We start from the raw sequence: 24,823 nt of genomic DNA on the forward strand, positions 1-24,823 counted from the left end.
CAGCGCGGCCGCGCAACCCTCAAGTCACTGGCTTACTTGTCTTTACGCGCACTGAGTTGGCCGTCGATCCAGGCCGCGCCAGCCGCCGCCAAGAGGGCGAAGGCGGGCATGGCTGGCGCGCGCATGCGCATGTCGGTCCAGTAAAAGAGGTGGGCCGCGGCAAGCGTGGCAATCAAGAGCAGCGAGGGGAGCCAGAGCCGCCAGCCGACGCGTTCGATCCACAACAGGCCGACCAGCGCCAGCGCAAACACCGCAAAGTACCAGCCGGCGATGGCAAGCCGCGCGAACTGCGCGGACCGCGTACCGGTCGGTCCGGCGCGCAGCGGCGCCAGACGCCAAAAGCTTTGCTGGCGGTAGATCGCGGCGCGCAGAAAATCGCGCCCGGCGGCGGCGATGTGGGCCCGGGCGAGTCGATAGGCCAAGGCGTCCTCGTCGATCTCGCTGGCGACTTCTTCCTCAGCCAGCGTCTGCTGCCACGCTTGCACAAATTCGGCAGAGTCCCAGGTTTCGCCGCGCCGCCGCTGGCGCAAGAAATCGTAGAACCGCGGGTTGTTGCCCAAGAGCAGCGTATAGCCGCCATGCGTGGTGGTAATCAGTGGCTGCCCGAGTTGCAGGGCGTTGCGAATGGCCCACGGGGCGAGCGTGGCCATAGCTACCAGCAGGGCCATGGCCGCCCAGCGCGGCTGATAGCGCTTGCCGGCCGCCGCGCCGACCAGCGGCAGGCAGGCGATCATCCACAGCGCGAAGGTGGGACGGCAGAGAATGGCTAGCCCACCAGCAATTCCCACGGCAAGCGCGGCGATGGCGCCGCCGCGTGTCTGGGCGCGGCAGAGAGAGTAAAGCACGAGACTGGCAAGAAATGTGGCGAGCGTTTCGGTCATCACCTGCGTCGAGCTAGCGAGCAGAATGGGGTCGCACGTCACCACCAGCGCCGCCAGCAGCGCGCAGCGTCGCAACCCTAGCGCGCGCGCGGTGAGGAGCGTTAACGCCACCGTTGCCAAGCCGGCCAGCCAATGCAGCGCCGCGACGGACCAGATGGATTGAGCATCGATGCGCTGCGCGGCGGCCAAGAGCAGTGGATAGAGGGGGGGGCGCCAGGCGGAAGGGGCGCCGTTGCGCAGGAAATTGCCGTGCTCCAGGAGACTGGTGGCGTACTGGCGATAACTGTCGGGGTCGGCGGCGAGCGAATCGGCGCCATGCCAGAGCGCGGCGGCGCGGATCAGACCGGCCACGCAGAGCACGAGCCAGAATTGGCCGTCGAGCCGCTGGAATGGTGGTTCGGCGGCCGAAGGATTGGCATGCTGCGCGCCGTGCGGGTGGATTGGTAGAATTCGCGTTCTCCCACAAACGAGACAGCCGCCGCGGACCCCTGTGCCGGTGGCGGTACGACTATCTTGTGCAACCGCGAGCGCATTTCCAACAGCATGTCGTATTCACCGTTGAGTGAGAAAATCGCGGGTCGCCTGATCGCCTGGCGGTGGCCGCTGTTGTTGCTGGCGGCGGTGGCCGTTGTCCTGTCGATCCGACCGGCTGGCCGCCTCGGATTCGATCGATCGATCGAGAACATGTTCGCGCCCGACGATCCGCTGCTTGTGCCGTACCGGCAGCTCAAGCAGATCTTTGGCGGCAACGAGGTGGCGCTGGCGGCATATATCGATCCGGAGTTGCTCACCAGCGACGGCATGGCGCGGCTCGCGGATGTGAGCCAAAAGATGGAGGCCGTGCCCGGGGTGGCGGGGGTGATGAGCCTGACCACGACGCCAATGGGAGTGGACCTGGTGCAAGATCCGCTCTTGGAACCGTTTTTGAAGTTGTTCGAGGGGTATCTGGTGAGCGCCGATCGGCGCACCGCCGCGGTGGTCTGCACGCTGGCGCCGGAGGGCGATTCGACCAAGCGAACGCACACGGTGAACGCGCTGCGCGCGATCATCAGCCGGCACGACCCAACTGGGGTACTGACCGGCGAGCCGGTGATGGTGAGCGAGGGGTTTCGCTATCTCGAACACGACGGCACGCTGTTGGGCACGATCTCGACGGTGCTATTGATGGCGACCATCGTGCTGTGCTTTCGCAGCGTGCGGTGGGTGATTGCGCCGTTGGCGGTGGTGACGGCGGCCTTGTGGTGGACCAAGGCGGTGCTGGTGGTGGGCAACTTCCGCCTGAGCATGGTGAGCTCGATGCTGTGGTCGATCGTCACGGTGATTGGCATTGCGCACGTGATGCACATTATCGTGCGATTTCGGGATGAGCGAGCGCAAGGCAAGACGCCGGAGAAGGCGCTCTTGGCCGCCGGCGCCGGCCTGGCTGTGCCGATCGTGTGGGTGTGCCTGACCGACACGGCCGGTTTTGCCTCGCTACTGGCCGCCAAGGTGGGGCCGGTACACGACTTTGGCGCGATGATGGCCATGGGGTCGCTGCTGGTGCTGGCGAGCATCGCGATGGTGCTGCCGGGGCTGTCTTTGATTGGCTCGATCGACGCCGATCCGCAGCGCGCCTGGGGAGAGCGGAACCTGGATCGGGGGTTGCACACGCTGGTGTATTACCTGGAGCAACGACCGAAGCTGATCTTTGTGTCGTCGCTATTGTTTATTGGCATGTCGTTAATTGGCTACCGCTGGCTGGACGTGGAGACCGATTTCACGCGCAACTTTCGCGCCTCCAGCCCGGTGGTGAAGAGTTATCAGTTTGTGGAGTCGCACCTGGGGGGCGCGGGGGTGATGGATATTTTCATCGCGGCGCCCGAAAAACTGGACGAATCGTTCTTGTCGCGGGTGCGCGCGCTCGAAGCGCGGCTGCGCGACGAAGTGCGGGTGGAGAACGCGCAGGGCGAGACCGTGCCGGGATTGACCAAGGTGCTGAGCCTGGTCGACGGGATCGACATGTTCGCCGGGGCGCTGGGGGAGGAACTGCGCGACAGCATGCCGCTGGACTTGTTGATCAGCAACTTCAAAAGTCAGATGCCGGTGGCCATGCAGGCGCTGTTGGGCACGGACCAGGCGCACGGCAATCAGTCTTACTACCGCATCATGCTGCGCGCACGGGAGCGACAACCCTCGGCCCAGAAGAACCGCTTGATCCAACAGGTGCTCACGATCACGCACGATGTATTTCCCCAGGGGGCCAGCGTCACCGGCTTTTTTGTGCTGTTGACCAATCTGATCGACAGCATGTTGCGCGACCAATGGATCTCGTTCTTGATCGCCACGGCAAGCATCTTGGTGATGATGGTGGTGGCGTTTCGCAGCGTGCCGTTGGCGATCATCGCGATGATTCCCAACGCGCTGCCGATCATGGTGGTGTCGGGGCTGATGGGCTGGTTTGGGCTGAAGATCAACATGGGGGCCGCGATGATCGCGGCGGTGTCGATTGGCCTGGCGGTGGACGCTTCGATCCACTACATCGCCGAGTTCTTGGAGGTGCGCCAGGCGGGGCACGACGTGTATCGGGCGATCGACATTGTGCATCAGTCGGCGGGGCGAGCGATGGTCTTCTCGACGTTGGCCTTGATCGTCGGCTTTAGCGCGCTGTGCTTCAGCCAGTTCATTCCGCTGGTGTATTTTGGCGTGTTGATGGGGCTGACGATGTTCGGCGGGATGCTCGGCAATTTGATCTTGCTGCCGCTGCTGTTGCGGATGTGGTCGGGCGAACGACTGTAAAGCCGCCGGCGCCGGTTGCCCAGACAGGGACGTTTTGCGACGATAACCGCACGATTCGCCGCAGCATGTGATACCGCCACCAGTCGATTGAAGGACTTCGCCATGGCCGCCGCATTTCCGGAAATTGCCAAGATCGCGTACGAGGGCCCGCGTTCGAAGAACCCGCTGTCGTTCAAGCATTACAACGCCGACGAGTTGATCGAAGGCCGGTCAATGCGCGATCATTTGCGGTTCAGCGTGGCCTATTGGCACACCTTCCGCGGGCAAGGCGCCGATCCGTTTGGCGTGGGCACGATGCAGCGTCCGTGGGAGGGACCGGTCGACAACGTGGAGAACGCGATTGGCCGCGTGCGGGTGGCGTTCGAGTTCATGCAGAAGCTAGGAGTGGACTTTTATTGCTTTCACGATCGCGACGTGGCGCCCGAGGGGAAGTCGCTGGCCGAGAGCAACCAGAACCTGGACGCGGTGGTGAAGGCGCTGGCGGAGGAACAACAGCGGACCGGCATTCGCTTGCTGTGGGGCACGGCGAACTTGTTCAGCAATCCGCGTTATGTACATGGGGCGGCGACCAGTCCCAACGCCGACGCCTTTGCCTACGCCGCCGCGCAGGTGAAGAAGGCGATTGAAGCGACGCACGCGCTGGGCGGCGAGAACTACGTGTTTTGGGGCGGGCGCGAGGGATACCAAAGCCTGTGGAACACCGACATGAAGCGCGAGTTGGATCACCTGGCGCGCTTCTTTCATCTGGCGGTCGATCATGCCAGGCACATCGGCTTCAAGGGGCAGTTTTTGATTGAGCCCAAGCCGAAGGAGCCGACCAAGCACCAGTACGACTTCGACGCGGCGGCGTGCATCAACTTTTTGCGGGCGTACGACCTGACCGATTCGTTCAAGCTAAACATCGAGACCAATCACGCCACGCTGGCCGGGCACACGATGCAGCACGAGTTGGAGTACGCCGGCAGCCAGGGATTTTTGGGATCGATCGACGCCAACACTGGCGATCTGCTGTTGGGTTGGGACACCGACCAGTTTCCGACCGACATCTACCTGACCACGCAGTGCATGCTGGCGATTTTGAAATACGGAGGATTGAAAACGGGGGGCGTGAATTTCGACGCCAAGGTGCGGCGCGAGAGCTTTGAGCCAGTGGACCTGTTCTACGCGCACATCGGCGGCATGGACGCCTTTGCGCGGGGCTTGAAAATCGCGGCGGCGATGCGGGCCGACGGCGCGCTAGAGCGGATGGTGCGCGAGCGCTATAGCTCTTGGGACAGCGGCATCGGCCAGGAGATCGAAAGTGGCCGAGCCACGCTGGCCTCGCTCGAAAAGCACATGCTGGCCCAGGGGGAGATCACTCCCAATCGCAGCGGCCGGCAAGAACTGTTCGAGAATGTGGTGAACGACTACCTATAACGATCACTTGCCGAGGAGCTTGCGCTTCTCGCGCGCGAACTTCATGTGGTGCGCGAGGTGATTGGTGTAGGTAGTGAGCAGCTTTTCGAGCGTGACCGGCCCCACCTCGTTGTGGATGCCGGTGCGGGCAAAGGCTTTGTCGGGGACATGCTCGAGCAGCGCGGCCGTCAGCAGCCGATTGAGGCGAAAGATCTCGCAGGCCATGGCAGCGTCGAGTTGATCCTGCGGCAGGTTCTCGGCGAAGAGAGTCTCGTTGTAGCCGATGAGCGCTGGTTGATCCTCGGCGATGACGCGCTTCATGCGGTCGGAGGCGATGAGGTCGCTATCCATCATGTGGATCACGATTTGTTGAATGCTCCACGTGCCAGGGACGGGATGGGCGTTCAGTTCCTTGTACGACAGGCCTTCAATGGCGGGCGCTAGTTGATCGGCGCCGGCTTTGTAGTCGGCGACCAGTTGTTGGAATTTCGACATGCGAGACGCTCCCTCAACGCTAAAACAGTTGGAATCGCCAGAGCTTAGCAAAATGTGAGTCTTTTGCAGCGCCGTCGGCTGGCGGTGAGCGGACAGCGCGAGCTGGGCGCAGGTTCGCGGCGAGACTCGACCTTTGGGATGTGTTACGATGGCGGGGCCTGGGAGCATCGCCCCCCTCTGGTTGCAGGTGAGAGCCGCTTGGCATGTTGCGTGTATTGGGTTCGCATCGCCGGCTTTGCAGTGGCGTCAGTCGCCGCGATTTTTTGCATGCCGGCGCGCTGGCGCTCTCGGGACTCGGGCTAGGCCATATGGGTCTGGCCGATCTGTTGCGGCTGCAAGCCGCCGCTGGCGAAAGCGGCGGCACGTTCGGCAAGGCCAAGTCGATCATTCTGCTGCATCTGTATGGCTCGCCCAGCCAGTTGGAGTGGGCCGATCCCAAGCCGCTGGCGCCGGTGGAGATTCGGGGCGAGCTGGGGACGATCTCGTCGTCGCTGACGGGCTGTGGCGTGTGCGAGTTGCTGCCGAACATGGCCAAGGTGATGGATCGGACCACGGTCATTCGGTCGATGACCCACCCGTATCCGATTCATGGCGTGGCCTACGCGCTGACGGGGACGCCGACCATCGACGTGGCGATGGAGCTGGCGCCGCACGATCCCCGGCATTGGCCCTTTTTCGGCTCGGTGGTGGAGTATGTCGATCGATTGAAGCGCGACGCGGGCGCGGGCGGCGCGCCGGCGGCCACGCCCGGCATTCCGCCGAATCTGGCGCTGCCGTTTCCGATGAGCACGCGGCGCGTGGGTGAGGTGCCGCGCGCGGGGCCGTATGCCGCGTTCCTGGGCGCGCAGTACAACCCGGTGTGGACCGAGTTTGTCGGCACGGCGACGCGCGGCATCCGCAAGGAACTGGCGGGCAAGGTGTTTGCCGACAACGATCCGTATCTGGGGGTGGCGCCCGACAGTTATTTCATGATTCCCTCGGCGACCGATCCGCAGCCGGGAGTGACGCTTAATCGGCTTGATAGTCGGCGCGGGCTGCTCGCGCAGTTGGAGCAAGAGCGACGAACGCTCGATGCGACCAGCGCGGGCTTGGAGCTGGATCGACATCAAGAAACGGCGTTCTCGCTATTGCATTCGGCCGGCCTGCGCGAGGCGCTCGACCTGAGGCGCGAAGACACCAAGTCGCGCGCGCTGTATGGCGACCGGTTGTTTGGCCAAGCCTGTCTGGCCGCGCGGCGGTTGGTGGAGGCGGGGAGCCGCGTGGTGACGGTTTTTTGGGATGAGTTTGGTTTGGCGGGAGACGCCTGGGACACGCACTACAACCATTTTGAGCGGATGCGCACGGCGCTGTGCCCTGGCCTGGATGAAGCGTGGTACGGGCTGATCACCGATCTCGATCAACGGGGGCTCTTGGACGACACGCTGGTGGTATGCACTAGCGAGCATGGTCGCACGCCGCGGTTCACCGGCACAGGGCGCGATCACTGGTCGCGCGCGTACACCACCCTGGTCGCCGGCGGCGGCACGGCGCGGGGACGGATTGTCGGCGCCACCGACAAAATTGGCAGCGACGTCACCGATCGGCCGGTGAGCCCCAAAGATTTGTTGGCGACGATGTACCACCTGTTGGGCATCGATCATCGCACCTGGATTCACGATGCGCTGGGGCGGCCGCTGCCGCTGGTCGATGGCGAAGTGGTGCACGAGGCGCTGGCGTAGCGATTGGCATAGCGCTCAATGATCCAGCGCCGGCCCAAGGATGATCACGCTGTCGGGCGCCAAGTGAACGGCGTCGGCAGTGATCTGGCAATGTCCACTGGCCGCCAGGACGTTGGTTGACTGGCCGGCGCTGGTTGGCACGTCGGCGGTTGCCTTGCCCAGGTTGCAGGCGATGGTGACCGGCCCGCGTTCGACGCGCAGCCAGCAGGCGGCCTCGTCGTAGGCGACCTGGACTGCGTCGCGTTCTCCATCGCGCAGCACGGGGTGCGCGCGGCGCAGCCGAATCAACTGCTGGTACCAATCGAGCATGTCGCGATGCGCCGGTTGATCCAGTTCTTCCCAGCGAAGTTTGGAGCGCTCGAAGGTGGCGGGGTCTTGCGGGTCGGGAACCTGGTCGAACGTCCAGCCAAACTCTTTGAACTCGTTGCGCCTGCCGCGGCTGACCGCCTCGCCGAGATTGCGATCGGGGAAGCTGGTGAAGTACTCAAATGGCGTGGAGGCGCCCCACTCTTCGCCCTGAAACAAAAGCGGGATGTAGGGAGACAGCAGGATGAGCGCTGCGCCGACGCGGGCGCGGTCGGTGGATACCAGGCTTGTGATGCGGTCGCCTTGGGCGCGATTGCCGATTTGATCGTGATTCTGCAGGGCGACGACGAATTTTTCGCCCGCGAGCCCGTCGGGGGCGCGGCCGTGGCGTCGATCTCGAAAGGGAGAATAGCCGCCGGCGTAGGTATAAGGAGAGCGCATGGCGTCGGCCAATTGGGCGAAGGAGCCAAAGTCGCCGTAGTAGCCGGCGTGTTCGCCAGTGAGCACGGCGTGCAGCGCGTGATGCACGTCGTCAGCCCAGTGGGCGTCTAGCGCGTAGCCGCCATGCTCGCGCGTTTGAATAATGCGGGGGTCGTTGAGGTCGCTTTCAGCGACAAGGACGAAGCGGCGGCCCGTTTGTTGTTCCAGTTCGTCCACGCGGTCGCGCAACTCTTCCAGAATGTGGCGGGCGGAGGTGTCGACGATGGCGTGCACGGCGTCGAGGCGGAGACCATCGAAGCGATAGTCGCGCAACCACAGGAGCGCGTTTTGAATGACGAACTCGCGCACCTCGTCGCTGCCGGGCCCATCGTAGTTGGCGGCGGCGCCCCAGGCGGTATGGTGGCGATCGCTGAAGTAGGGACCGAAGCGCGGCAGGTAGGCGCCGCTGGGGCCGAGGTGGTTGTAGACTACGTCGAGCAGCACGGCCAGGCCGCAGCCGTGACAGGCGTCGACCAGACGGGCCAACGCCTCGGGGCCCCCATAGGCGTGATGCGGCGCGTACCAATCGACGCCGTCGTAGCCCCAGCCGCGCGGGCCGTCCCACTCGGCCACCGGCATCAACTCGACATGCGTGACGCCGAGCGCGGTTAGATGATCGAGCCGCTCGATCGCCGAGTCGAACGTGCCTTGCGGCGTGAACGTGCCGATGTGCAGTTCGTAGACGATCGCGTCGCGCCAGTCGGGGGGAGTGAAGTCGGCATGACGCCAAACGAAGTGCTGGGGATCGATCCAGCGCGAAGGGCCATTGACGCCGGCCGGTTGCCAGCGCGAGGCGGGATCGGGGAGCGGCTGGCCGCCATCGATCCGCAGCGCGTAGTCGGCGCCGGGTGGCAGTTCGCGGTCGAGGCGCCACCAGCCATGTTCGCACGGGGCGAGCGGCGTCTGCACGCCGCCCGTGTCGATGTGCAATTGTCGTGCGGCTGGCGCCCACACTCGATACATTAATCGTCCCCCTGGCGGTTTCAGAATGGCCCGGTGATTGGCTGTGACTTGGGTGGTCGCGCGCCCGGTGCTTAAACCGATTAACGAGCGCGCAACGAGGCACGACCGCGCTCGCGCAAGTTAACGCAGCAAGGATTGTGCCGTGCTGACGACGTGCTCGGCGGTGAAGCCGAACTTGTCGAGCAGCACCTTGAGCGGCGCGCTGGCGCCAAAGCGGTCCATGCCAATGAAAGCGCCTTGTGGTCCCAGCCACTGCTCCCAACCTTGGCGGACGCCAAGTTCGACGCCGACGCGGGCCGTGACGGCGGGGGGGAGCACTTCGTCGCGATACGCTTGCGGCTGTTGGGCAAACCACTCGAAACATGGCATGCTGACGACGCGCGCGCGAACGCCAGCGGCCGTCAGAAGCTCATAGGCGGCGACGCACAGCGACACCTCGCTGCCGGTGGCCATGAGAATGACCTGCGGCTTGCCGCCGGGCGCGTCGGCCAGGATGTAGGCGCCGCGGGCCAGCCCAGAGGCCGCGGCGTACTTGGCGCGATCGAGAGTGGGCAGGTCTTGCCGCGTGAGGACAAGCGAGACTGGGCGATCGCGCAGCGGCATGATCGCACGCCAGGCCTCGCTCACTTCGTTGGCGTCGGCCGGCCGGACGACGAGCATCTGCGGCATGGCTCGGAGCGACGACAGATGCTCGATGGGCTGGTGCGTGGGGCCATCCTCGCCCACGCCAATGCTGTCGTGCGTGTAGATGTAGATGACCGGCAGTTCCATGAGGGCGCTGAGCCGCTTCGAGGGGCGACAATAATCGCTGAACACCAGGAAGGTGGCGCCATAGGGGCGGACGCTGGAGAGCGCCATGCCGTTGAGCGCCGCCGCCATGGCGTGCTCGCGAATGCCAAAGTGCAGGTTGCGAGCGCCGTGGTCGGCGGCCTCGAAGCTGCCATCGCCGGCGATCAGCGTTTTGGTTGACGGAGCCAGGTCGGCCGAGCCACCCAGGAGCCACGGCACTTTGGCCGCGACCGCATTGAGCGCCTTGCCGCTGGAGACGCGGCTGGCCATGCCCTTGGCGTCGGCGGGGAACACCGGCAGTTCGCTGTCCCACCCCTGTGGCAGGCGGCGCTCGGCGATCAGTTTCCAGCGGGCGGCCAACTCGGGATGCGCCTTGGCATACGCCTGGAAGTTGGTCTCCCACTCCTCGCTCAGTTCGCGACCGCGCCGGCCGACCGTCGCGGCGTAGTGATCGCGCACCTCGGGGGGAACTAGAAAACTTTGGTCGGCCGGCCAACCGTAATGCTCTTTGGTCAGGCGGATCTCATCGGCGCCGAGGGGTTCGCCATGCGCTTTGGACGTGCCTTGCAGGTTGGGCGCGCCGTAGGCGATCTGGCTGCGGACAATGATCATCGTCGGCCGATCATTGACCGCCAAAAAATTTTCGTAGGCGCGGCCGAGCGATTCGAGGTCGTTGGCGTCGTCGACATGCACGACGTTCCAACCATACGCCTCGAAGCGCTGGCCCACGTTGTCGCTGTACGCCAGTTGCGTTTTACCTTCGATGGTGATGCCGTTGTGGTCGTAGATCCAGCAGAGGTTCGACAGGCGGAGGTGACCGGCCAACGAGGCGGCCTCGTGGCTGATTCCCTCCATCAGGTCGCCGTCGCTGCACACGGCGTAGATGTTGTAGTCCCACAAGTCGTAGCCGGGCCGGTTGAACTGCGCCGCCAGCCAGCGCTGGGCGATGGCCATGCCGACGCTGTTGCCGATTCCTTGGCCCAGCGGGCCAGTGGTGGTTTCGACCCCGCTGGTCCAACCGTGCTCGGGATGTCCAGGACAGCGGCTTTCCCACTGGCGGAATTTTTCGATGTGTTCGAGCGGCACGGCGAGCTCGCCGGTGGGTCGCCCCGCGGCGTCGAGTTGCCGCACGCCGGCCAGATGCAACGTGGAATAGAGCAGCATCGAGGCATGGCCGCAGGAGAGGACAAAGCGGTCTCGCGCGTGCCAAAGCGGGTTCTGGGGATCGTAGCGCAGAAACCGGGTCCACAGCTCGTAGACGACTGGCGCCAGGGCCATTGGCGTGCCGGGATGCCCGCTATTGGCTTTTTGCACCGCGTCCATCGACAGGGTGCGGATGGTGTTGATGGCGAGATCTTCGATGACTGCGGTCTGTGGATTCATCAGCGGTGGGCCTCGAAAAGCAAAGGCGCAAGGTGGGACCGGCGACGGAACTGTTAGCGCCGGCGCAAGTTGAGTTTAGGGGCGCCCTGGAAGATCGTCAACGAAAGGCGCGCGGCGCAAGCGCCGCCAACCTCGCTAGCGAAGCGGAGTTACACCAACCCCTTGCGCACCGCCCACACGGCGGCTTGTGTGCGATCGACGACGTTGATCTTGCGCAGAATATTCTGCACGTGTTCCTTGACTGTCTCGATGCTGATGGAGAGCGACTTGCCGATTTCCTTGTTGCTGAGCCCCAGCGCCACGTGGCGCAGCACCTGGTTCTCGCGCATGGTGAGGGTGACTTCCTCATCGACCGGCAAGCCAGTGGTGCGCAGCACGCTGGCCACGCGGCGCAGGACGGCGGAGCGGCGCGAGGTGTCGCCGGCGGCGGTGGCGCGGATGGCGGCCACCAACTCGTCGCGCGAGGAGCCTTTGAGCAAGTAGTCGCTGGCGCCTTGCGTCACCGCGCGGGCGATGTAGGTGGGATTGTCGTAGGTCGACAGGATGATGACGCGAGTCTCGGGGAGTTCATCGCGAATCTTTTCGAGCGCGTCGAGGCCGTCGACCTCGGGCATGCGGATGTCGAGCAAGATGATGTCGGGCTTGGTTTCTTTGGCCAGTTGGAGCGCTTCGGCGCCGTTGGCGGCCTGACCGACGATTTCAATTTCGGCGTCGGCCAGGATGCTGGCCAGGCCGGACCGGACGACCTCGTGATCGTCGGCAATCAACAAGCGAATACTCATTACGACGTGCTCTCCATGGACCGCATTAGGTCCTGCTAAGGTCTGGGGGACAAAACCTGACGAATCGCCACCTCGTTGACGTTTTGGACTTTGGTTCTGTCTGGCAGCCTGTCAGGGTTTTGGGCCCGTTCGGTGTTCCCCCACACGATGGCCCGGGGCACGCGTTCTTCGTAAACGCGAAAGAAAGATCGCAATCAGCCGAGCATGTCGCCCGGAGTCCCAAGGTGTTGAATCTGAGGCGTCGGACTGCAATCACAAGTTTTACGATACGCGCCGCCCCCCCCGGCGGCTAGGGGGACAAACCGCCAGTTGGCGGAGAATTGCGGCGGCTCAAAGCGACCTGGCGGCGGCACGGCGCCAAAGGACAAAAATGCCGCGAAAATCGGCACAATCGCTAGGCGTCTCGCGGGCCAAGAGCGATCTGGGGCGTCGGGACGACGCCCGCGTTGACCGGTGGCAGCGAGCGACGTAGATATTTGGCGACAGGCGTGTTTTCCTCCCACGTGCCGGCCCGCGGGCTCCGCGGCGCTTGGCGCGCTTGTCGACTCCGGCGGGCCCAGTGGCCCGCTCGTGGCGTTTGCCGCACGGATGGCGTATCGACCTTCCCGCCGATTGCCTCGGTTTCCGCGCGTGCGCGCGCTTGCCTTAGCAAAAGCCACCGACCAATGAGCAAAGCCACGCTGTTACTTGTCGACGACGACCGCCACATTCTCAACTCGATGTCGGAGTGGCTGCGCGAGCAGGGGTATCAGGTCGACACGGCAAGCGGCCATGCCGACGCGATGAAGTCGCTGGCGCGCCGCGGCTACGACCTGTTGCTGGCCGACGTGCGATTGGGAGACGGCGACGGCTTTGAGCTGTTGACGCAGTGCCGCCAAACGCATCCCGACATGGCGGTGATCCTCTTGACCGGTTACGGCCACGCCGACATGGCGGTCGAGGCGATCCAGCTTGGCGCGTTCGATTTTTTGACCAAACCGCTCATCGACGATGAGCTGGAGATGTCGATCCAACGCGCGCTGACGCAGCGGCGCGTGATCGCGGAAAACCAAAATCTCAAGGCGCAGCTCGATTTGCGGTTTGGCCTGGAGAATGTGATTGGCCACGACCACCGCATGCTCAAGGTCTTTGACCTGATCGAAAGCGTCGCCGACACCAAGGTGACGATGCTGATCACCGGCGAGAGCGGCACGGGCAAATCGCTGATCGCGCGGGCCATTCATCGGCGCAGCGCGCGGCGCGACAAGCCGTTTGTCGAAGTCGCTTGCGGCGCGCTGCCCGAGACGCTCTTGGAAAGCGAGTTGTTTGGCCACGCGGCGGGGGCGTTCACCGGGGCCACCGGCGACCGGTTGGGCAAGTTCGCGCTGGCGGACGGGGGCACCATCTTTTTAGACGAGATCGGCACGGCCACGGCCAGTATGCAGGTGAAGTTGCTGCGCGTGCTGCAAGAGTTTGAGTTCGAGCAGGTTGGCGGCTCGAAGACCTTCAAGGTCGACTCGCGCGTGATCCTGGCCACCAACGAGAATCTGTCGGAACTGGTGGGTCAGGGACGCTTTCGGCAGGACCTGTACTATCGCATCAACGTCATCAACATCGAATTGCCGCCGCTGCGGGAGCGAATCGCCGATATTCCGCTGTTGGCCAAACATTTCCTGGAAGAGGTGTGCCAGGAGTCGGGGCGGCAGGCGCGCGGCTTCGCGCCCGAGGCGTTGGCCGTGATGCAAGGCTATCGCTGGCCCGGCAACGTGCGCGAGTTACAAAACGTGGTCGAGCGGGCCGTGCTGCTGTCGAAGTCAGACACGATTCGGATCGACGATCTGCCGCCGGCCTTGGCGATGACGGCGCCGGCGACCGTGGTCGCGCCCTTGGGCGCGCGCACGCTGAAGCAGGCGCTGGAGGCGCCAGAGCGACAGATTATTTTGGAGGTGTTGGAGAGCCACCATTGGAACCGGCAGCTCACGGCGGAGCAGCTTGGCATCAACCGCACCACGCTCTACAAAAAGATGAAGCGGCTGGGGTTGGAAGATCACCCTAAGGCGCGCGAGACCGCCCAGGTCGGCTAGTCCAACGTCTGCCGATAGCGCTTGACGCTGATCGTCAGCACGACCGTGGTGAAGAGCGCGATGGGCCAGAGGTCGGGCACGATCTCGGCGATGCCGTTGCCCTTGAGCAGAATGCCGCGCACCACGCGCAAGAAGTGAGTGAGCGGCAACGCCTCGCCGACCATCTGCGCCCAGCGCGGCATGCCGCGAAACGGGAACATGAAGCCCGACAAGAGCAGCGACGGCAGAAAGAAGAAGAACGACATCTGCATGGCTTGCAGTTGGTTCTTGACCAGGGTGGAGAAGGTGATGCCGACCGCCAGATTGGCGAGAATGAACAGCAACGTGGCCGCCAGCAGCAACAGCAGGTTGCCGTAGATGGGCACGTCGAAGAGAAAACGCGAGGCCAACAGGATCAGCCCCACCTGCACATAGCCGACGAGAATGTAAGGCACAATCTTGCCGATCAGCACCTCGGCGGGGCGAGTGGGCATCGCCAACAGGTTTTCCATGGTGCCGCGTTCCCGCTCGCGCGTGATGGCCAGCCCGGTGACGATGACCATGGTCATCGTCAGGATCACGCCCATCAGTCCGGGCACGATGTTGTATTGCGTGTTGGCGTCGGGGTTGTAATGCGCATGGACGCGCAGTTCGATCGGCCGCGGAGGGGTGGCCAGGTAGTCGAGCGACCCCTGGAAGTCGTTGGCCAAGGCTGTGTCGAGCAAAGTTCGCAAGGCGCCAATGGCGTTGCTGGTGGCGGCGGGGTCGGTGGCGTCGGCCTCGACCAGCACCACCGGGCGATCGCCGCGCACCAGATCTCGACTGAACTGCTCCGGAATGTTGACGACAAACAGCGCTTGGCCGTGGGCCAGCGCGTCGCGCGCCGCTTGCTCGGTTTGCACGACGAGGGCCACATCGAAGTAGCCGCTGTTTTGAATGGCGCGCAGCAAGGTGCGGGCCTGCGGTCCGTGGTCGGCCAGCAGCACCGCGGTGGGCAGGTGCTTGGGGTCGGAGTTGATGGCGAAGCCGAACAGCACGAGCTGAATCATCGGGATGCCGATCATCATGCCGAAAGTCAGCCGATCGCGCCGCATCTGGATGAATTCTTTCCAGACCACCGCCCATAAGCGCGCTGGCGAGAACCGCACGCGACGACTCATGGCGGCGCCCCTTGGCGGGCCTGCTCGGTGAGGTGGATGAACACGTCTTCCAAGCCGGGCGCGACCTGGCGCCACTGGCCGCTGGCCGCGCGGAATGGTTCGATGGCGTGGGCCAGCCGCGCCGCGTCGTCGCCGCTGACATGCAGCGCGGCGCCAAAGGCGGCCACCTGATTGACGCCGTCTTGCTGGCGAAGCGTTTCGGCCAGCGCGTTCAGTCCGGGGCCGCGCACCTCCCAGGTGGTGAGGCCGGCCTGGGCGATCACCTCTTCCACCGTGCCATGCGTGAGCAGGTGACCATCGAGGATGTAGGCGAGCCGATGGCAGCGCTCGGCTTCGTCCATGTAGTGCGTGGTGACCAGGACGGTCAAGCCTTGCGCGGCGAGTTGATGAATCTCGGTCCAAAACTCGCGCCGCGCTTTGGGATCGACGCCGGCGGTTGGCTCGTCGAGCAGCAAGAGCCGAGGCTCGTGGATCAGGCAGGCAGCCAGGGCGAGACGCTGCTTCCAACCGCCAGACAATTGGCCAGCCAGTTGGCCGCCGCGCGCCGTAAGGCCGAGCCGGGCCAGACTATCGCGCACCGCGTCGCGCGGGCGCGGCACGCCGTACATGCGGGCGGTGAAGCTGAGGTTTTCGGCGATGCTGAGGTCTTCCCAAAAGGTGAAACGTTGCGTCATATAGCCGACGTCGCGTTTGATCGCGGCGCTTTCGCGGATGACGTCGTGCCCTAGGCAGACGCCGCTACCGGCGTCGGCGCGCAGCAGGCCGCAGAGCATGCGGAGGAAGGTGGTTTTGCCGCTGCCATTGGGGCCGAGAAATCCACAAATCTCGCCCGTGCGCACCTGCAAATCGATGTGATCGACCGCCACTCGGTCGCCAAACCGCTTGGTCATTCCATGGACGTCGATGGCGAGATCGTGAGGCATGCAATCACTTGGGCAGCAGCACGTCGACCGGTTGACCGGGGTGGAGCCGGGCGGCCACGTCCGGAGTGAACGTGACTTCGATCATGAACACCAGCTTGCTGCGATTCTCCTGGCTGTAGATCACCGGCGGTGTGTATTCGGCGCCGGGCGCGATGAAACTGAGCTTGCCGGCGAAGGGCTGGCCCACGCCATCGACGATCACGCGAACGGCATCGCCGGCGCGCAAGGAGCCGATGCGCGGCTGGGGGACGAACGCCCGCACTTTGATGTTTTGCGGCGGCAACAGCGCGACGACAGGTCGGCCGGCGGCCACCCACTCGCCGGGGCGGAAGAAGACGTCGAACACGAGTCCCGCTTGGGGGGCGGCGCGGCTCGTCTGGTCGAGATCCCACTGGGCGCGTTCGAGCGCGGCCTGTTGCGCGCGGACATGGGCCTCGGCCGCGGCGATCTGATCGGCGCGGGCGCCGAGCCGCGCCGTGGCGAGATCGGCCTCTAGCTGCGCCACGCGCTGCCGATCTTGCTTGGCCAGCGTGCGCGTCCGATCGAGTTGCTCGGCCGAGGTGGCCTTGGTGCGATAAAGCTGCTCCTGCCGGGCGAGTTCGTTTTGGGAGAACTCAACGGCGGCGCGAGCCTGCTCGAGCTGCGCGTTCAAGGCGTCGATCTCGCTGGGGCGCTTGCCTTTGGTCAGGTCTTCCCAGGTGGCGCTGGCTTGCGCCAGTTTGCGAGTGGCCTCGTCGCGCGCGGTTTGGGCGGGAGTGCTGTCGAGCGCAAACAGCGGATCGCCTACCGCGACTTTTGCGCCGCGATCGACATGCAGCGTTTGCAGCAAGCCGGGCTGGGGAGACGCGACATAGACAAACTCCCCCTCGACGTAGCCTTGCACGCGGTTCGGATCGGCGCGGTCGCAGCCGGCGATCGATAGGCCAACGGCGGCCAGGGAGGTCAACCAGCGTGCTGCGCGCGGCGGATTCATTTTTTTGCTCTGGGTTTGCGCGTCATGACCCCTTCGAGCACGACCGAGATGATCGTGTTCATGGCGGTTTGCGGCGACACGTCGAGCGCCGTGATGGTGGCGGGGTTGGCAATGACCTGGACGGCGGCCAGCAGGATGTCGATCATCCATTGCGTGGAGATGTCGCTACGGATCGCCCCCGCGCGCTGGCCCCGCGCGAAGAGTTGGCCAAAGTAGGTTTGAATCATGGCGCGGCGATGGGTTTCGATGCGGGCGAAGACATCGGGCGACAGCAAACGGAGATCGCGAACCAAGGGGGGCTGAATCTCCGCGGTCTGGCGCTGCAGGCAGGCCAGCAGTTGACGCAGTTCGTCCTGGAATTTGCCGCCGGGCCGAGAGGTGATCTGGTCCAACTCGGCGCGCATGCCTTGAAACTTGTCGAGCAGAACGGCGTCGAGCAATTGCGGCTTGCTGGGAAAACAGGCATAGAGCGTTTTCTTGCTCATGCCGAGGTCGCGAGCCAGTTGATCCATGGTGACGCCGCGCACGCCGTGGGCAAAGAAGTGCTTGCGGGCGGCGGCGACGATCCGGGCGACGAGCGCGGGGTCGGGCGGGGGAGCGGACACTGGGGCGGATGGGCTTGGTTTGCGTGGCATGGTTTGGCGCGGGTGATACTATGGAAACTGTATTAGTATTTACAGTTTCCTGCGGCGCGTCAAGATGGGCGCCGCTTAGCCAGACGCGCATGGATTGAAAAGGGGATTGGAGCGGGCGACCGCTTATGCGCAGGCGCGTACCAGAGGCGTTACGCCAGGGCGGCGCGGAGCTCTTCCAGCGACTTGGGGACGCCTTGGCGCGGGTCTTGGGGCTCTTCGTATTCGAGCACCACATAGCCGCGATAGCCGCTGTCGCGGAGGATGGCCGCCAGTCGCTTGAAGTCTGCGGGTCGGCGATCGGCGCCGGCGGGGTGGACAGAGACCTTCACCTGCACGTTTACGGCGTAGGGGGCGATCTTCGCAAGATCGGCGTAAGGATCGGCGCTGTTGAAGTTGCCCGTGTCGAGATTCACGCCGAACCAAGGGCTTTTGACGTCGCGGACGATGGCCAGCATGTCGTCGACATGCTCGGTGAGCCCGCCGTGGTTTTCGAGCGCGAGCATGACGCCGTGCTGGCCGGCATAGTCGCAACTGGCCTCGATTCCTTCGACGGCCAGGCGATGCGCTAGGGCGGCGTCTTGCAGAAACTTGCGACCGCCAGAGAAGATGCGGATCACCGGCGCGCCGAGTATCTCGGCATAGTCGACCCACTGGCGCACATGCGCCAGATCGGCCTCGCGCTTGTCGCCGGCAGGCTGGGCGAAATCGTTGGCGACCGCCGTGCCCGAGATGTCGAGCCCGAGCAGGAACGCAAGTTGTTTGAGCTGGCGCAAATACTCGGGCGTGATTTGTTTGGGAAAGTAGTAGCTGGTGAGTTCGGTGGCGTCGAGTTGCAAGTCGGCGCAGGTGCGGACGAAGTCTTGTAGCGAGTAGTTGGCGGCGGGCTTTTCCAGCAGATCGCGATAGCTGTAGGCGGCCAGACTGAGTTTGAACTTGGGGCCGTCCTGGCGGCGAATGGGTTCGATCGCGGAGGCCGTGGCGAACGGATGGGCCAGCGCGAGCGAACCGGACGCGGCGGCGGCAAGGAATTTTCGGCGATCGAAGCGCGGCATGGGCGTGTCCTCAGGGAGACCAAGAGGCGCCATTGTAGCAACGATCGCGGCGCGGCGCTTAGCGCGAAGGCACTGGCATTGGCTGGCTGCTGTCGAGCAATACGGCGTGTGAGCGGCCCAGCGCGGCGGAGCACTGGGGCGCCACGAACGCCAGTCCCGCGGCGAACATGATGGCGCTGAACAACCAAAAGCCCGAGACGAGCGCGACCATGCACCACAGGGGGAGCGACAAGGCGACCAGCAGCGGGCGGGCCGAGCGGTTCCAGATCAGCAGCGCGAAGGCGAGTTGGAACCACACGATGGAGTGCGTGAGGAAGTTGAGCAGGAACACATGGTCGTCGAGGTAGGGGGCGAGAAAGTAGCTGGCGCCCTCGGGCTTGGCCACCAGCCACCAAACCGCTTCGCCGCTCCACCAGGCATCGACGCCGAGCTTGGCGATCGCCGACATGAAATAGACGGCGGAGACGTGCAACTGCAGTAACCGCGCACCAATGTTGGCGGCGGCGGAAGGAAGCGGCTGGCTGGCGCCGCGGAGCCAGGAGTCGATGGAGAACCGAGCGCCTAGCGTGTCGCCGGAAAGCAAGGCGAAGGGGGTGTGCGGCGGGCGCTCAAAGAGCGCAATGATTTCGGCAAAGGTGAAATAGGCGAGGACCATGGTGAGCACCGGTTCGAACTCGCTGGTGAGCATCGGCGCGCGATGGATATAGGAGATGGCCACGACCAGGGCGCCGATCGTGGCGGCGCGCGTGGCGAAACCTACGGTGAACGCCAGCAGCACCGCGAAGCCGAGCCAGTGCATCAGGACGAGCGACTGCGCGGAGTTGGCGTAGATCAGGTAGTTGAAGCGCGACACGCCGCCGCCAATCGCCGAGCCGGAGGTCCAGGCATTCCAGAGATCGGGGGTGATGACTCCGCCGGGGCCGAAGAACTCAACGAGGTCGGCCGTGTAGGTCGCGTGCCAGGCCAGCGCGATCAGCCCGACCAGCGGACGCATGAGGCTGAGCGTGTCGGGAAGGGCGCGGGTAAACCAGAAGCGGTTCCACCCTTCTCCAAAGCGCTGGGCCAAGGTGCTGAAGTATGTGGAGATCAAATCCATCGTCCTTATTTCGCAAGCGAAGGGGGCAAGGTCGGCGTGGGCGAGGCTGGGGGAAGCTGTGGAGGCAGGGCCGGCGTGGAGGCGGATTCAGCGACCGGCGCCGCCTCGCCGCGATTCTCTTTCTTGAGAAGTCGCGGAGCGCCGCCCGACATCCAGATGCGGGCTTCATAGCGATCGCGCCACAGATCGTCGCGATTGGGATCTGGCTTTTGCAGGTAGCCGCCGCGGTCCTGGAGGTAATGGGCCTTGAGCTTCAGATCGACGTCTTTGGCGTCGTAGCGGGCGATGAGCCCTTGGCCGATGCCGGTGGCGAGCAGCGACTCGCGATCCGCGTCTTCGAGATACAGCGCCATGTATTGGCCGAGCATGCGCCAATGGCGGGCGCGCTCGCCGGCGATACTGGAATCGGGCATGAGCAGCGTTTGAGCCTCTCCCGTGGGGAGCGTGACCAGGGCTTCGATCACGTAATCGATGTCGAACTCGTCTGCCCGCGTCAGCGGAAAGGCGTAGGCGGAATCGATATGCAACAAGCGGCGGTACTCGGCCAGGATCGAGAGGTTGGCGACGCGGGAGGTGAGGGGCGAGGGGACCGGGCCGCGGCCGACGATCGCGATGATGACGGCGAACAAGTGCGCGAACAAGAAGATCGACAGTCCGGTGCGCAAGGCGCCGGCTGGGAGCATGTTGGCCTCGGCGGTGTTGGCGTTGGTCATAGGATTCTTGGAAGTGCGGATTTCGGGAGAGTGCGCCGACGGAGCGCGAGCAGTTTAAAGAGCGCGCCGCTTCATCTTTCTCGACCGGCGAAGTTTGCCAAGTTCAGCCAGCGGCGGAGCATTCGGGAATTGCCGGTGGCGCGAATCATTGCGAGGTGGGGCAGGGGCATAAAAAAACCCGGACTTCGGCGAACCGAAGTCCGGGCTTGATTTAACCTCATCACCGCCACAGGGCAGACGGCGATATTCGGTCAGGGTCATCCGCGCTTAGCGACGGAAGGCGACCTGACGGAAACCGAACGGCTGCACCGAGGCCGAAGGGGCCGGGGCGGGCGCCGGGGGAGCAGCCTCAGCCGCAGGGGCCGGGGCCGGAGCGGGAGCCGGAGCAGCGGCATCGCCGCAGCAGCTCGGGGGGCAAGCCGGCTGACAGGCCGGGGCGCAGACCGGGGCTTCGCCACAGCAAGCCGGCTGGCAGGCATCAACGCCGCAGCAGGCCGGGGCAGCGCAACCGCCGCAACGACGATGACGCTTGTGGCCGAACAAGCCACAGCAACGATGACGGTGCTTGCGACCGCCACAGGCCGGGGCGCAGCAATCGCCACCGCCACAATCGTAGCCGCCGCAACCAGCATGGCAGCCGCCGCAGCCGTGACCGAACAAGCCGGCCTTGGCCGAGCTCTCACCGCCCACCAGGGCGATTCCAACCACCGCGAAAAAGATCGCGATGCCGAACAACAAAGTCCGATTCATCCGAATTCCTCCAAACAGGTACCGAGAATATCAGGATTCCCAAACGATCGTTTGCTGCCTCGTCGCAGTTCATCCACCCCCCACGGACAAGGCAGCCACTGGAGCGGGGAGTATTTCTTTTTGGACAATGAACTCAGATAACTCGCTCGGGGGGCGTCCCTGTGTGAATGCCCTTGCCGGTTAAGAAAACTAAGCACATTGCGCAGGCTAGGTTAACACCCTGACTACCCCTGTCAAGCGGCGGTTTGGGTAAAGTTTGCGGGTCAGGGTGGATTGGTAATCGATTGTTACCGGCGGGATCGTTGTGAAAACGTAGCTTGCTGGTTGTGAACGTCAAACGGGGTAATGCGCGCAAAAAAAACGACCCGAGAACGGGCCGTCCGTTCTCGAGTCGCAGTGATAAACAGCCTAATTTACCGCTCAATTCAAAATAGCGAATTTCGCGCTATTTTGTCATTGGGCTCCACGGGCAAATCGATGTGATGAATTTTTCATCATCAGCTAGCGATCCCGGAACCATTTTCGGGGCCGTTAGCGCCGCGGAGTGGTGGCGGGCGCTTGGCCAATCGTGGCAGATGCCTTTTGCACTCCCTGCGGCGCCGCCGGAGTTGAGCCGACGGGTGTCGCGGCGGCCGCATTGCCGCTGACCGGCTGACCAGTCTGAGCGGTGGCGGCTGGCGGTTGTGCTTGTGGATTGGCGCGGCGCTCGATCTCCTCCGCGACAAGCTGCTGCTTGCGCAGCATGTCTTCGGGATCTTCGAAGTTCAAAAACAATGGCGGCTGATCTTCAAAGACCTTGGTCGCCATGCCCGCGATCCGCCAACCGTCCGGCTGGCGCTGCACCATCCAGATAATAGGGTCGGTTTGCGGCGTGCCGGTTTCGGCGTCGACATCGGTCCATTCGGTGGCGACATGGGCGCCATCTTCGGCGATGTACTCGGTGGCGCCGATCTTATAGCTGGCGGTGGCGCTGCCTGGCGGGGCCACTTGAAGTTCCATTTCCTGTGTCTTTTGCTTGGCGAGCGGCGTCAATAGCTCGGACGCGCCGGTGTCGTTGCCGGTGCGGACCGCTTCGAGAAACGCGCGGACGGCGACATCGGGCGGTGGCACGGACTTGGCCGCGGCCTGCGCGGCAGGGGCATCCTTGGTGGCGGCGCTGCCACCGCAGCCAACCGCAAAGCAACACAGCAAAAGGGCCATCCCGGCCAACGGGCGTCGCATCGTGCCAGTCTCCTTACTTGGGCAGCGAGGGTTCCGTCGACGGCGGAAGCGTCGGCGGGCGCGCCATCAGTGCTAGCAATATCGAGCGAGAATCCACAGCGCGCGGGCGGGAGTTTGGCGAAACCTTGCCTGCGGGTCAAGACGGGATGGCGTCACCCAAATTGCGACGTCTCAACCGGCTCCCATGCCGCGATCGAAGGCGTCCTGGTCGCGCTGATAGAGGGCCAAGGCCGATTCAAAGGTTTCGCCGGTGATGCGCCAAGCGGGTTGGTCCTCGGTGTGGGCGTTGCAGTGCGCGGCCATCGCCCGATAGAGGAACTTGAACAGGTGCCGCGGCACGCGCAGTCCGCGAAAGGCGTCGATCAGGCGGCGGTCGTTGATCGACTCGTCGAACAAGTCGCGCACCTTGGGCGCGCGTCCATTGTTGGCGCAGGCGCGCAGGCGGGCGTTGGCCACGTCGTACAGGGCCTCGCCAGTCCACTCCAGCGAGGGGACCATGTTCTGCTTGTCGAGGCGAGCGCGTTGGTAAAAGTCGCGGTCCTCGCGATTGATGTAGTACGACAGTTCGATCGGCAGCAGCAGCTTGAAGCCGATCCCCTGGTGCTTCAAGAACTTGTTGTCGAGCATCGACCAGAGGAGTTGCCGCATCAGATCGGGGGAGCCGTTGATCAAATGCGGCTCATCGACGCGATCGACCAGCACCACAATGCCCCCGTAGCCGAGCGATTTGAGCACGCCTTGCAGCTTGGACAGCAGTTCGTAGCGGTCGTCGGTGCGTGCGCGGGTGGGGAGCGGCTGATTGGAGAGTTCGTCGGACGTGAAGTTGCCGAGCACCTGCCGCAACGGGTTGGGAGTGTGGTTAATGACGCGCAGCTCGCGGGCGATGCCGCGCGCGGTCCATAGCAGTCGCCCCGCGCGAATGGCCCAGGGGAGCCAGCCGAGGATCACGAACAAATAGGGCCAGGGGGAGGCGAGCCAATCCCAGTGCTGGGTTCCGGCCACGACTCCAACCACCGTCAGCGTGACCAGCATGCCGAGCAGCAAGAACTTCTTGGCCCGCAGCGTGGAAAAGCGGAGTTTGCGCCGCAGACGGCTCCAACGGCCGCGAAATGTTTCCCAGGTCGATTGATCGTAGCAGGCGGCCAGCAAGAGCAGATCGCGCGATTGATGGCGATCGAGCGCCTTGAGATTGAGTTGTTCCTGGTTGCTCTCGTCCTCGTTGCGGACGCCGAGGATCCGGTCGACCAGCTTGGTGACGCCAATCGAGAGGATGGCGTCCATGTGGTCCCAAAGCTTCCATTGATCGAGCACGCGGGAGGCGTCGCGGCGTTTGCCGACCCGGTCGCGAAAACGATCGAGGAAAGGATTAAAGTCGTCGTATTCGATGACGAACACACGGCCCGCCGGATGCGCGCGGTTGTACTCTTCGATGTGCTTGACGATCTGCAGCCGCAGCGCGGTCTTGCCAGAACCCTTCTCGCCAAAGACCACGCTGGTGGCGGGCTCGGAGGGATCGCCATACACCTTTTCCCAGGCCGGGTGGTGGGCGTTGGCGATGCAATAGGTCTTGAAGACCGGATCGGTCTGGGCGTCTTCCTCCGCGAAGGGATTGGCGCCGATGCCGTGATGTTCGAGAAACTGTTGAATCTTCATGCCGGAGAGCGGACTCGTCGATTGAGGAAGATGCAGGCAGGGACGCTCGCCGCGTTCCGCCATGGGTGGCGAGAGGCGCGTTACGATTCGTCGACGCCGTCGAGGATCATCTGGCGAAACGCCGCTTCGTGGGCGGACATGGTCGCCTTGGGGCCATAGAACTTGAAGTACACGGCGCCCCGAGCGCCGGGGATAATAGCGCCGAGCATGCGATAGCCCTCGCGCGCGACGCCAGGCGCGAACGGGGCGGGCTTGTCGTCGAACGTGCCCGAGAGTTCGACAAAGTGAACTTCGTGGCGGCCGGCTTGTTTCTTTTCGACCTTGGGTTTGACGGCGCCCCCGTCAGGCGAGCTGAATTGGCCGATCCAGCGTTCGATGTTCTGCGCGACGGTACCGCCGGCGGTCATCACGGTGAGTCGACCGCCGCGCTCGTCTCCCTCGGCGGCGGGAACCGAAAACTCCTGCTCGATGATCTGCGACTTGGGGCGCTCGACTTTGAACGCGGTGGGCGCCTCAAAGGTGAGGCCGGCGATCTTGAATTCCGTGCCTTTCGGCTCGTCCGCGGCAAACACCTGGCCCAGCGAGCAGACGAGAACGGCAATCGCCAGCGGGAAACAATGTTTTTGCATGGTCTGCTC

The 24,823-nt window shown here is 64.2% G+C and carries 20 protein-coding genes; 5 read left to right on the forward strand and 15 right to left on the reverse strand.

The features are described 5' to 3' along the window. Positions 1 to 32 precede the first annotated feature (32 nt). The gene (locus K1X71_01545; GenBank protein MBX7071805.1) at positions 33 to 1,232 is read right to left on the reverse strand and encodes a glycosyltransferase family 39 protein; all 1,200 of its coding nucleotides are present in this window, start codon (positions 1,230 to 1,232) and stop codon (positions 33 to 35) included. Between the two features lie 192 nt (positions 1,233 to 1,424). Here K1X71_01545 and K1X71_01550 point away from each other — a divergent pair, with 192 nt between their 5' ends. Next, a complete protein-coding gene (locus tag K1X71_01550) occupies positions 1,425 to 3,656 on the forward strand; it encodes an MMPL family transporter (protein ID MBX7071806.1) in 2,232 nt (743 codons plus the stop codon). 102 nt (positions 3,657 to 3,758) lie between these two features. Further along, positions 3,759 to 5,072 (forward strand): xylose isomerase, encoded by a 1,314-nt coding sequence (gene xylA / locus K1X71_01555; protein MBX7071807.1) that lies wholly within the window; start codon positions 3,759 to 3,761, stop codon positions 5,070 to 5,072. Between the two features lie 3 nt (positions 5,073 to 5,075). Here the strand turns inward: xylA and K1X71_01560 are convergent, their stop codons facing one another. Beyond that, positions 5,076 to 5,546 carry a DinB family protein gene (locus K1X71_01560; protein MBX7071808.1) on the reverse strand — a complete coding sequence of 157 codons (471 nt, stop codon included), beginning with the start codon at positions 5,544 to 5,546 and terminating at the stop codon, positions 5,076 to 5,078. 203 nt (positions 5,547 to 5,749) lie between these two features. On the opposite strand from K1X71_01560, the gene K1X71_01565 reads away from it, so the two are divergent. After that, positions 5,750 to 7,264, forward strand: coding sequence for a DUF1501 domain-containing protein (locus K1X71_01565; protein MBX7071809.1), 1,515 nt, complete (start codon positions 5,750 to 5,752; stop codon positions 7,262 to 7,264). Between the two features lie 15 nt (positions 7,265 to 7,279). Here the strand turns inward: K1X71_01565 and treZ are convergent, their stop codons facing one another. The 3 genes from treZ to K1X71_01580 form a co-directional block, all read right to left on the reverse strand. Beyond that, positions 7,280 to 9,013, reverse strand: a complete 1,734-nt coding sequence (gene treZ / locus K1X71_01570; protein ID MBX7071810.1) for a malto-oligosyltrehalose trehalohydrolase — start codon at positions 9,011 to 9,013, stop codon at positions 7,280 to 7,282. A gap of 120 nt (positions 9,014 to 9,133) precedes the next feature. Then, positions 9,134 to 11,185, reverse strand: a complete 2,052-nt coding sequence (gene tkt / locus K1X71_01575; protein MBX7071811.1) for a transketolase — start codon at positions 11,183 to 11,185, stop codon at positions 9,134 to 9,136. Positions 11,186 to 11,334: 149 nt separating this feature from the next. After that, the gene (locus K1X71_01580) at positions 11,335 to 11,967 is read right to left on the reverse strand and encodes a response regulator transcription factor (GenBank protein ID MBX7071812.1); all 633 of its coding nucleotides are present in this window, start codon (positions 11,965 to 11,967) and stop codon (positions 11,335 to 11,337) included. Between the two features lie 665 nt (positions 11,968 to 12,632). Between K1X71_01580 and K1X71_01585 the strand changes: the two genes are divergently transcribed. Continuing rightward, complete coding sequence (locus K1X71_01585) at positions 12,633 to 14,030, forward strand: sigma-54 dependent transcriptional regulator (GenBank protein MBX7071813.1); 1,398 nt, start codon at positions 12,633 to 12,635, stop codon at positions 14,028 to 14,030. Here the strand turns inward: K1X71_01585 and K1X71_01590 are convergent. The 7 genes from K1X71_01590 to K1X71_01620 all read right to left on the reverse strand — a co-directional run bounded on the left by K1X71_01590 (position 14,027) and on the right by K1X71_01620 (position 20,561). Then, positions 14,027 to 15,169 carry an ABC transporter permease gene (locus tag K1X71_01590; protein MBX7071814.1) on the reverse strand — a complete coding sequence of 381 codons (1,143 nt, stop codon included), beginning with the start codon at positions 15,167 to 15,169 and terminating at the stop codon, positions 14,027 to 14,029. The genes K1X71_01585 and K1X71_01590 overlap by 4 nt on opposite strands. Then, positions 15,166 to 16,092 carry an ABC transporter ATP-binding protein gene (locus K1X71_01595; GenBank protein ID MBX7071815.1) on the reverse strand — a complete coding sequence of 309 codons (927 nt, stop codon included), beginning with the start codon at positions 16,090 to 16,092 and terminating at the stop codon, positions 15,166 to 15,168. Before K1X71_01595 ends, K1X71_01590 begins: the two co-directional genes overlap by 4 nt. A gap of 4 nt (positions 16,093 to 16,096) precedes the next feature. Next, on the reverse strand, positions 16,097 to 17,065 hold the full coding sequence (locus tag K1X71_01600; protein MBX7071816.1) for an HlyD family efflux transporter periplasmic adaptor subunit: 969 nt from the start codon (positions 17,063 to 17,065) through the stop codon (positions 16,097 to 16,099). Further along, the gene (locus K1X71_01605) at positions 17,062 to 17,700 is read right to left on the reverse strand and encodes a TetR/AcrR family transcriptional regulator (GenBank protein ID MBX7071817.1); all 639 of its coding nucleotides are present in this window, start codon (positions 17,698 to 17,700) and stop codon (positions 17,062 to 17,064) included. Before K1X71_01605 ends, K1X71_01600 begins: the two co-directional genes overlap by 4 nt. Positions 17,701 to 17,849: 149 nt before the next feature. Continuing rightward, positions 17,850 to 18,752 carry a sugar phosphate isomerase/epimerase gene (locus tag K1X71_01610; GenBank protein MBX7071818.1) on the reverse strand — a complete coding sequence of 301 codons (903 nt, stop codon included), beginning with the start codon at positions 18,750 to 18,752 and terminating at the stop codon, positions 17,850 to 17,852. Between the two features lie 58 nt (positions 18,753 to 18,810). Then, positions 18,811 to 19,842, reverse strand: coding sequence for a hypothetical protein (locus K1X71_01615; protein MBX7071819.1), 1,032 nt, complete (start codon positions 19,840 to 19,842; stop codon positions 18,811 to 18,813). An 11-nt stretch (positions 19,843 to 19,853) separates the two neighbouring features. After that, positions 19,854 to 20,561 (reverse strand): hypothetical protein, encoded by a 708-nt coding sequence (locus K1X71_01620; protein ID MBX7071820.1) that lies wholly within the window; start codon positions 20,559 to 20,561, stop codon positions 19,854 to 19,856. Positions 20,562 to 21,083: 522 nt separating this feature from the next. On the opposite strand from K1X71_01620, the gene K1X71_01625 reads away from it, so the two are divergent. After that, entirely contained in the window at positions 21,084 to 21,452 is a 369-nt protein-coding gene (locus K1X71_01625) for a hypothetical protein (GenBank protein MBX7071821.1), read from the forward strand. Between the two features lie 390 nt (positions 21,453 to 21,842). On the opposite strand, the gene K1X71_01630 is transcribed toward K1X71_01625, so the two are convergent. The 3 genes from K1X71_01630 to K1X71_01640 all read right to left on the reverse strand — a co-directional run bounded on the left by K1X71_01630 (position 21,843) and on the right by K1X71_01640 (position 24,814). Then, positions 21,843 to 22,532: a hypothetical protein gene (locus tag K1X71_01630; GenBank protein MBX7071822.1), complete on the reverse strand. Its 690-nt coding sequence runs from the start codon at positions 22,530 to 22,532 to the stop codon at positions 21,843 to 21,845. Positions 22,533 to 22,703: 171 nt separating this feature from the next. After that, a complete protein-coding gene (locus K1X71_01635) occupies positions 22,704 to 24,185 on the reverse strand; it encodes a hypothetical protein (GenBank protein ID MBX7071823.1) in 1,482 nt (493 codons plus the stop codon). Between the two features lie 80 nt (positions 24,186 to 24,265). Next, positions 24,266 to 24,814, reverse strand: a complete 549-nt coding sequence (locus K1X71_01640; protein ID MBX7071824.1) for a hypothetical protein — start codon at positions 24,812 to 24,814, stop codon at positions 24,266 to 24,268. Positions 24,815 to 24,823 lie beyond the last annotated feature (9 nt).

The sequence above is a fragment of the Pirellulales bacterium genome, from assembly GCA_019694455.1.
Classification (GTDB): Bacteria; Planctomycetota; Planctomycetia; order Pirellulales; family JAEUIK01; genus JAIBBY01.